At 37.1% G+C, this 7,276-nt stretch carries 6 protein-coding genes; 4 read left to right on the plus strand and 2 right to left on the minus strand.

Annotated elements, in window-relative coordinates:
• Both AC3WJF_RS17905 and AC3WJF_RS17910 read right to left on the minus strand, forming a co-directional pair.
• Positions 1-287: hypothetical protein (locus AC3WJF_RS17905; protein WP_492454627.1), on the minus strand; the 287-nt coding region annotated here is incomplete at its 3' end.
• Between the two features lie 124 nt (positions 288-411).
• Positions 412-1,047 (minus strand): YigZ family protein, encoded by a 636-nt coding sequence (locus AC3WJF_RS17910; RefSeq protein WP_492454629.1) that lies wholly within the window; start codon positions 1,045-1,047, stop codon positions 412-414.
• 700 nt (positions 1,048-1,747) lie between these two features.
• On the opposite strand from AC3WJF_RS17910, the gene AC3WJF_RS17915 reads away from it, so the two are divergent.
• The 4 genes from AC3WJF_RS17915 (at position 1,748) to treP (ending at position 6,709) form a co-directional block, all read left to right on the plus strand.
• The gene (locus tag AC3WJF_RS17915) at positions 1,748-2,893 is read left to right on the plus strand and encodes a sensor histidine kinase (RefSeq protein WP_492454631.1); all 1,146 of its coding nucleotides are present in this window, start codon (positions 1,748-1,750) and stop codon (positions 2,891-2,893) included.
• A gap of 27 nt (positions 2,894-2,920) precedes the next feature.
• Complete coding sequence (locus AC3WJF_RS17920; protein WP_492454632.1) at positions 2,921-3,601, plus strand: response regulator; 681 nt, start codon at positions 2,921-2,923, stop codon at positions 3,599-3,601.
• Between the two features lie 458 nt (positions 3,602-4,059).
• Positions 4,060-5,037, plus strand: coding sequence for an HD-GYP domain-containing protein (locus AC3WJF_RS17925; protein ID WP_492454634.1), 978 nt, complete (start codon positions 4,060-4,062; stop codon positions 5,035-5,037).
• Between the two features lie 268 nt (positions 5,038-5,305).
• Complete coding sequence (treP, locus tag AC3WJF_RS17930; RefSeq protein WP_492454636.1) at positions 5,306-6,709, plus strand: PTS system trehalose-specific EIIBC component; 1,404 nt, start codon at positions 5,306-5,308, stop codon at positions 6,707-6,709.
• Positions 6,710-7,276: the final 567 nt, after the last annotated feature.

Consider the following 7,276-nt stretch of genomic DNA (forward strand, 5'->3'; position numbering starts at 1 on the left):
CGCGAAAACACCATTTTTGTCACAGATAGCGGAACGTATGTCCACCAAACTGACAGTATGCCCATTAAAACTTGAAACACCATTTTTGTCACAGATAGCGGAACGTATGTCCACCAAACTGACAGTATGCCCATTAAAACTTGAAATACCATTTTGTCACAGATAGTGGAACGTAAGCCCATTATAACTTGAAACACCATTTTTATCACAGATAGCGGAACGTATGTCCACCAAACTGACAGTATGCCCATTAAAACTTGAAATACCATTTTTGGCACAGATAGCAAGAACATGTGTCCACCAAGATACAGTATTACCGATTAAGACGTAAAACCAAATTTGTCAAAGTTAGCGAGGAACGTACGTCAACCAAATATTCCACAAAATTAATAACGGTCCTATGAAAAGTATTTATAATACATCCTTCTCCAAATAAAGAATGTCCCCTTCTGAAATCACAGCCTGCCCATTTGTCATTTCTACCATCCACTCTGTAAAATTGCCAACCTGATTTTCTTCGACAAATGTTTCGATTTCGACATTATCCACATAATGAATTTCTTTTATTGCATATATAGAGGAGCGTAGTTCATTTTCAATTTTCCCGAGCCAAGTGTAATCAATGGTTGTGTGGATAATCCTCATGAGTTTGCGCTCGACTCTTCCTACCTCATTAATTCCTTCAGAAGTAGATTTTCCATAAGCACGAATAAGTCCGCCTGCCCCAAGCTTTATTCCACCAAAATATCTGGTAACTACGACAACTGTATCCTTTAATTCGCGTTTTTTGAGAACCTCCAGTATTGGAACACCGGCGGTTCCGCTCGGTTCACCATCATCATTTGCTTTCTGAATTTCATTATTTTGCCCAATCATGTAGGCTGAACAATTATGAGAAGCATCCCAGTGCTTTTTTTTGATTTCCTGAATAAATTCTTGGGCACATGTCTCGGTAGTGGCACGGTTAACATGGGCGATAAATCTCGATTTTTGTATATTTATTTCATAGCTTCCACGTTCTTTTACTGTAAAATACTGCTTTAACATATATATCCCTCCGAAATTGTCTATATATATGGTAGCAAAAAACGATCTTGTTGCAATAGCAAAGGTACTTTTCATAATGCTGTTATCGTATTAATTGTGGCTTTTCGTCATTTGTTTTAAATCCAAGGCGAGCTTGTCTTAGGGGCATCTTTTCTATCCAAAATAAAGGTGTAAACAAGTGTCTTCGTATATATAAAGCTTTTCTTAAACTATGTTGCTTTAGTAGAAAAAAATCTAAAAATGAACAACATTAAAAAAAGATGTCTACCCATATGTATTTATAACAGATTTCTATAGGAAACAAACTTAGCAAAAAAATGTAACAAAACAAAAATATTAAATATAAATTGTTTTGGTATAATAATATTAGGTTGTTTTCGTATTTTGTGAAAATACCTAGTTTCATAGTATCTCTTCTTAAAAAAATTCAATAGCTGCAAGTGTAATGCGTGAAATTTTTAAGAAGTAAAAAGCGTTTATAAAAATGTAAATACTTTTAGTAGTATCGTAACCTAGCAGGGAAAAAAGGCGAAATGATCGAATATTATACATTGAATCTATGAATAGGTCATTAGATGTAGAAAAAAGTTAGGAGCATTTTCCTAATTTAATATTCCCAATGATTTCAAATAGTTATTGGATTTCGATTGAGTTAAAATAATTTTATCCCAAAAGGGAGAAACCCCTGGAGGAATGATAAATGTCTTTAAAAAAAATTGATACGAAGGCTCTTGATGGTATACTAGAAAAAATGATTTCTACCGTCGATAGCAGTAAATCAGAGATTTTTCGAATTGGAGAGCAGTGCCGCCAAGACTATGATTCTCTTAGATCAGAATTAAAAGAAATTAAGTCGATGGTCGGAAAAGTAATCGATGAAGGAGATGACTTGGAAGGAAAAGCACGTTTTTCGAGGCGTCGTCTTTCAGATGTCAGTCATCATTTTCGTAATTACTCGGAAGATGAGGTCCGTAATGCATACGAAGTAGCACATAATCTCCAAATGAAGCTCTCCATGAATCGGGAGCTAGAGAAAAACTTACGAAAAAGACGTGATGAGCTAGAGCGGAGATTGGTTAACCTTAAAGAAACAATCGATCGTGCAGATCATTTAGTCTCACAAACGAGCGTCGTTTTAAACTATTTAACAAAAGATCTGAAACTATTAGGTAGTGCGTTAGAGGATGCGAAAGAAAGACAGGATTTCGGATTGAAAGTAATAGAAGCACAGGAAGAAGAACGAAAGCGACTTTCAAGAGAGATCCATGACGGTCCTGCACAAATGCTTGCCAATATGTTAATTAGATCTGATTTAATTGAAAAAATTTATCGGGAAAGAGGCGCACAGGAGGCCATTAATGAAGTATCCGATTTAAAACGAATGGTGAGATCTTCATTATCTGAAGTTCGCCGCATCATCTATGATCTACGGCCGATGGCGCTTGATGATCTAGATTTAGTGCCTACCCTCAGAAAATATTTAGCTAGAATCGAAGAATATAATAATGGCGCTCCTCATATTCAGTTTTATAATTTCGGTGAGGAAAAAAGAATTCAATCGAATTATGAAGTGGCATTATTCAGACTTGTTCAAGAATCTGTTCAAAATGCCATGAAGCATGCGGAGGCTTCTGCTATCCAAGTAAAGTTGGAAATGAAAAAAGACCGTATTATCGTGATTATTAAAGACAATGGGAAAGGGTTCGATGTAAGAGCAAAAAAGGAAGGCTCTTTCGGAATTGTCGGCATGAAGGAAAGAATAGATCTTCTCGATGGAAATATTACGATTGATTCCAAACAAGGATTAGGCACGATTATAACAATTCAAGTACCAATAGAAGATTAATGAATGGGACAAAGGAGGCCGAGGCAAATGACGACGAAAATTGCCATAATTGATGATCACCAATTATTTCGAGAAGGTGTAAAACGTATATTAGAATTTGAAAAAACATTCGATATTGTTGCTGAAGGTGACGACGGAGATGCTGCCCTTAACATTATTGAACAGCATAAACCAGATGTAGTTCTCATGGATATTAATATGCCTAACAAAAACGGGATTGAAGCAACGAGACAATTAATAGATACATACCCGGATACAAAGGTAATTATTTTATCCATTCATGATGATGAAAACTATGTTACCCATGCGCTAAAAACAGGTGCAACAGGATATCTTTTAAAAGAAATGGATTCTGATGCCTTAATTGAAGCCGTAAAAGTGGTAGCGGATGGCGGATCCTATCTACATCCCAAAATTACTCATAACTTAGTGACAGAGTACCGACGCTTAGCTAACAGACAAAACATCGGAAAAGGCTACCAACAGCCAGAAGTAGTAAGACCTCTTCACTTATTAACACCACGTGAGTGCGAAGTATTGCAGCTACTTGCTGATGGAAAAAGCAACCGTGTTATCGGGGAAGCTTTGTATATAAGTGAAAAAACGGTTAAAAATCATGTATCCAATATTTTACAAAAAATGAATGCGAACGATCGCACCCAAGCCGTAGTATCAGCAATAAAAAATGGTTGGGTTGAAGTCCGATAAGAACTTGCCTTCTCCTGTGGGAGAGGGTTTTCTTTTTAATTAATGTATAGATTTTACTATTTAAAAGATAGAGTGTTTTATTGATTCGGTTGCGTTCTGGGTATATAGTCTTATTTCGTGCAGTTCCCCACTAATTTCGTTCAGTTTGCAAACCGATTTCGTGCAGTTCCCCAGAACTTTTGAATTCAACTACTTTTTTGTTCATATAGATTGACCTAATTTTGGGGAAAGAACACTCCATTAACTCCATTTTTTGAGATTACCATCATTTTATTACTCCATCGACGGTACTTTACACGAGATTATTTTACGTGAATAAGAATAAAAAAATTCAAATCCAAGAGCATTGAAATAAGATAGAATACCTATTTAATTTCCGCCTTTCTTCATTGGTCATGTGCACCAATATCATGTATACTAAAAAATACAATTTAATGCGGTAAAGAAGGTTTTTTGAAATGCGTTTTATTCAAATAGAAGAATATGACTACAGAACCATGCAGCTTGCTAGACCAATTTATGATAAACAAAAAAGAATTTTACTTACGGCTGGCCGAACGATTCATCCTGTATATTTAGAACGAATCAAGCAAATGAATATTTCCACCTTAATAGTAGAGGATGCAGAGTCCCACGGTATAACAATGGATGAATTGCTTGATATGCCTACTTGGATGGATGCGATTGAAGTTGTTCAAAAAGTATATGAATTGGCGAAGCAGAACAAACCATTAAATGTTTTTGACTTACAAGTAGCTATTAATAAAATTATATTTGAAGTAACGAGAAGAAAAACGATATATTTAATTCCGTCCTCCTCTGTAACTGAAGAATTAAAACCATATGCCCATGTTGTGAATGTAACACTACTTGCCTTGCAAACCTCCAAAAAATTAGGTTACACTAATTCACAGCAGCGTGATCTTGCGATGGGAACCATGCTCCATGACATTGGGAAGATGATAACCGATGATATAGCCTTACATCCCGAAAAAGGGTTTGAATTACTTCGAAAATATCGTGAAATCAACTTGCTTTCTGCCCATATTGCCTATCAGCACCATGAACACTTTAATGGAACTGGTTACCCGCGTAAACTGTCTGGATCAGACATTCTCGAGTTTCCGCAAATTTGCGCAGTCGCAAACTGTTATGAACATCTCGTTTCTAGTGGAGAAGCCTTACCCCATTTAGCATTAGAAATGATCATGGCAAAAAATGGTGTCGACTTCCATTCTAAAATGGTCCAAGCTTTTATGGATAGTATCCCTTCCTATATACCAGGAACAAAAGTCAGATTAAGCAATCAGCAAGAAGCGATTGTCTTTCGAATTCAAAATAATCTTCACCGCCCAATTGTCCGTACGAAAAACAGTGGTGAAGAAATCGACTTAAGTGAGAATTTATCCATTTTAATAAGTGAAATATTGAATTAATACAGGTTTTATCCCCCTTGCAAAATGGCATGGGGGTATTTGTATATTTTAAACGAACAATGAAATCCAAGGCATTCCTCAAATTTTCAAAAAAATTATTGACACACTTGTATATACAAGTTAAGATAATCATATAAGATTGATCTTGTATATACAAGTGTTTAAGATTCATAGATTTATTTTGTGAAAAATGAAAACGCCTCCACATACTGATTGGAGTAAATTTTTTCCGAAAGAATGAAAACGATAACAAAAGGATGGGGAGAATATGTCGAGCAATAGAGAAGCTGCGAAGAAAATAGTACAAGCAGTTGGTGGCAAGGAAAACATTGCAGCTGCTACACACTGCGTCACACGCTTACGCTTTGCGTTAGTTGATGAAGGGAAAGTGAATAAAGAAGAACTTGAAAATATTGATCTTGTAAAAGGTTCATTTTCCGCAAATGGCCAGTTTCAAGTCGTAATCGGGCAAGGAACTGTAGACAAGGTCTATATCGAAATGGTGGACCTTACTGGAATCGGTGAGGCATCGAAGCAAGAAATCAAAGATGCAGCTGCCAAAAATCTAAATCCATTGCAAAGAGCGATCAAAACATTAGCAGATATTTTCATTCCAATTCTGCCAGCAATCGTTACAGCTGGTTTGCTAATGGGTATCAATAATGTTCTAACAGGACAAGGTATTTTCTTTGATAAAAAATCATTAGTTGATGTGTATCCGCAATGGGCAGATTTCGCTAGCATTATCAACTTAATTGCCAACACAGCTTTTACCTTCTTACCGGCTTTAATCGGTTGGTCTGCAGTGAAGAAATTTGGTGGAAATCCATTACTTGGGATTGTCCTTGGTTTAATGCTTGTGCATCCAGATTTATTAAATGCATGGGCATATGGTTCTACAGACAAAATTCCGCAATGGAACTTATTTGGACTTCATATTGACAAAATCGGCTATCAAGGTCAAGTTTTACCTGTGCTTGTAGCATCATGGGTATTAGCAAAAATTGAATTGTTTTTGAAGAAGCGAATTGCAGATGCCTTTCAATTGCTACTCGTTGCACCAATCGCTTTACTAGTTACCGGATTTTTATCATTTATTGTTATCGGACCTGTTACATTTGCCATTGCCAATGCTATTACACATGGAGTCGTTAACATTTTCCATGCAGCACCAGCACTCGGCGGTTTAATCTATGGTTTACTATATGCACCACTCGTTATCACGGGTATGCATCACACATTCCTTGCAGTCGACTTACAATTAATCGGTAGCACAGGAACAACATTCTTATGGCCGATGGTTGCACTATCTAATATTGCACAAGGATCAGCCGCACTTGGTATGATGTTCGCAACACGAGATGAAAAGTTAAAAGGATTATCCTTGACATCAGCAGTCTCAGCTTACCTAGGGATTACGGAACCAGCAATGTTCGGGGTCAACCTCCGATTCCGATTCGCCTTTATTTCAGCGATTATCGGTTCCGCCATCGCAGGCATGTTCATTACCATTAATCATGTACTCGCACCATCTGTTGGTGTCGGCGGTTTACCAGCATTCTTATCCATTAGAGCGCAAAATTGGGGACCATTCTTTATCGGCATGGCAATCGCAATCGTGGTTCCATTCGTCTTAACACTAGTCATCGGTAAAATGAGAAAAAACAAATAATTTTAAAGGGGACGATACCATTTGCATAAAGTGGTATCGTGTCTTGTTTTTTTATTAGAGGAGAACAAAATCTATGAAGAGAGTTGACGGAAGATAAAGGTGAAACGCGGAACAAACACCGGAAAACGCGGAACTTTTCGTAAAAACGCGGAACTTCGAGAAGAATGCTGAAAAACTAAGGTAAAACGTTGAAAAAACAACGGGAAACGCGGAACTTTCACGTAAAAACGCGGAACCTCGAGAAGATTGCTGAAAAACTAAGGTAAAACGATGAAAAAACAACGGGAAACGCTGAACTTTTACGTAAAACCGCGGAACTTCGAGAAGATTGCTGAAAAACTAAGAGGAAACGCTGAACAAACATCGGAAACCGCTGAACTTTTACGATAAACCGCGGAACTTCGAGAAGAATGCTGAAAAACTAAGATGAAACGCGGAACAAACAAGGGAAACCGCGGAACTTTTTCGTGGAACCGCGGAACTTTTACGTTAAAACGCGGAACCACGAGAAGAATGCTGAAAAACTAAGATGAAATGCCGAACAAGTAAACAACGAACCCAATGGAG

The sequence above is a fragment of the Heyndrickxia sp. FW510-T9 genome (assembly GCF_058781025.1).